The sequence below is a fragment of the Streptomyces ossamyceticus genome (genome assembly GCF_001418475.1).
GTDB classification, from domain to species: domain Bacteria; phylum Actinomycetota; class Actinomycetes; order Streptomycetales; family Streptomycetaceae; genus Streptomyces; species Streptomyces ossamyceticus.
The window spans coordinates 1-1967 of record NZ_LIQX01000986.1; the positions used below are offsets into that span (position 1 = coordinate 1).

2 protein-coding genes are annotated in these 1967 nt (G+C 72.2%); both read left to right on the plus strand.

Annotated elements, in window-relative coordinates; genetic code table 11:
- Nucleotides 1–34: 34 nt before the first annotated feature.
- Nucleotides 35–1312: an MFS transporter gene (locus tag AOK15_RS41230; RefSeq protein WP_063799126.1), complete on the plus strand. Its 1278-nt coding sequence runs from the start codon at nucleotides 35–37 to the stop codon at nucleotides 1310–1312.
- Between the two features lie 59 nt (nucleotides 1313–1371).
- Nucleotides 1372–1938 carry an RNA 2',3'-cyclic phosphodiesterase gene (thpR, locus tag AOK15_RS41235; RefSeq protein ID WP_055524402.1) on the plus strand — a complete coding sequence of 189 codons (567 nt, stop codon included), beginning with the start codon at nucleotides 1372–1374 and terminating at the stop codon, nucleotides 1936–1938.
- Nucleotides 1939–1967: the final 29 nt, after the last annotated feature.

The window sequence follows — 1967 nt, forward strand, 5'->3', positions numbered from 1 at the left end:
CCCCGAACCCCCCGCCCCCCGTGAGCGCGCGTCCATGTTCCGGTCCCTGCGGGTGCGGAACTACCGGCTGTTCTTCGTCGGGCAGGTGGTCTCGAACATCGGCACCTGGATGCAGCGGATCGCGCAGGACTGGCTGGTGCTGAGCCTGACCGGGTCGTCGACCGCGGTCGGGGTGACGATGGCCCTGCAGTTCCTGCCGATGCTGCTGTTCGGGCTGTACGGCGGCGTCCTGGTCGACCGGTTCCCGAAGCGGCGGCTGCTGTTCCTGACCCAGACGGCGATGGCCGTGACGGGGCTCGCGCTCGCCGCGCTGACCCTCTCCCACCAGGTCCAGGTGTGGCACGTGTACGTGGCCGCCTTCGCCGTCGGTATGGCGACCGTCGTCGACAACCCGGCCCGGCAGTCGTTCGTGTCCGAGATGGTCGGTCCCGGCCAGTTGCAGAACGCGGTCAGCCTCAACTCCGCGAACTTCCAGTCGGCCCGGCTGGTCGGCCCCGCCGTCGCGGGCGTCCTGATCACCACCGTCGGCACCGGCTGGGCGTTCCTCTACAACGGCCTCTCCTTCATCGCCCCCATCGCCGGTCTGCTGCTGATGAGGACCCGTGAGCTGCACCCCACCCGCCGCGCGCCCCGCAAGAAGGGCCAGCTCCGCGAGGGCCTGCGCTATGTCGCCGGGCGCCCGGAGCTGCTGTGGCCGATCGTGCTGGTCGGCTTCATCGGGACCTTCGGCTTCAACTTCCCGGTCTGGCTGTCGGCGTACGCGGACGACGTGTTCCACACCGGCGCCGGCTCGTACAGTCTCTTCAACACCCTCATGGCGGTCGGCTCCGTCGCGGGCGCCCTCCTCGCGGCCCGGCGCGGCACGGCCCGGTTGCGGGTGCTGATCGCGGGCGCCCTCGCCTTCGGGCTGCTGGAGATCGTGGCCGCGCTGGCACCGACGTACTGGATCTTCGCGCTGTTCATGGTCCCGCTGGGGATGTTCGGCCTCACGGTGAACGTCACCACCAACACGGCCATCCAGATGGCCACCGACCCCGTCATGCGCGGCCGGGTCATGGCCCTCTACATGATGGTCTTCCTCGGCGGGACACCGCTGGGCGCGCCGATCGCCGGCTGGGTCACCGACGCGTACGGTCCCCGGATCGGCTTCGTCGCCGGCGGTGTCGTCTCCACGGTCGCCGCCGTCACGGTGGGCCTGGTGCTCATCAGGTCCGGCGGGATGCGGCTGTCGGTGGGCTGGCAGGGCCGGCAGCCGAGGCTGCGGTTCGTGCCGAAGCGGCCGGCGACGGAGAAGGAGCTGGTCCGGGCCTAGAGGTCCGGGAGCGCTCGCCAGGTGATCCTTTCCCTGGAAGGGTGACGGGCATGAGTGCCATGAGACTGTTCGCGGCGGTGCTGCCGCCGGACGACGCGGTGGACGAACTCGGTCTGGCCGTGGCCCGGTTGAAAGGGCTGGCCGGCGCCGACCGGCTGCGCTGGACCGAGCCGCCCGGCTGGCACTTCACGCTCGCCTTCTACGGCGAGGTCGACCCCTCGCTCGTGCCGGAGCTGACGGAACGGCTCGCGCGGGCCGCGCACCGCAGCGAGCCGTTCCCGCTGGCCGTGGCGGGTGGCGGACAGTTCGGTCACGGGCGGGCGCTGTGGGCGGGCGCCGAGGGCGATACGCGGACCCTGAGGCTGCTGGCCGACCGGGCGGAGGCGGCCGGGCGCAAGGCCGGCGTCGACATGGGGCAGCACCGCCGCTACACCCCGCATCTGACGGTGGCCCGCAGCCGGGAGGCGTTCGAGGTGCGGCCCTACGTCGAGACGCTGGCGGCGTTCGTCGGGCGCACCTGGACCGTCGCCGACCTGGCGCTGGTGCGGAGCCATCTGCCGACCTCGGGGGTGGCGGGGGAGCAGCCCCGGTACGAGGCCGTGGAGCGGTGGGAGCTGGGTCACTGACCGAAGGGCCCCTCGCAGGACAGCGGGGC

Bases quoted from the DNA above. Each gene is read 5' to 3' on its own strand.
- thpR (WP_055524402.1), top strand. From the start codon at position 1,372: ATGAGACTGTTCGCGGCGGTGCTGCCGCCGGACGACGCGGTGGACGAA.
- AOK15_RS41230 (WP_063799126.1), top strand. From the start codon at position 35: ATGTTCCGGTCCCTGCGGGTGCGGAACTACCGGCTGTTCTTCGTCGGG.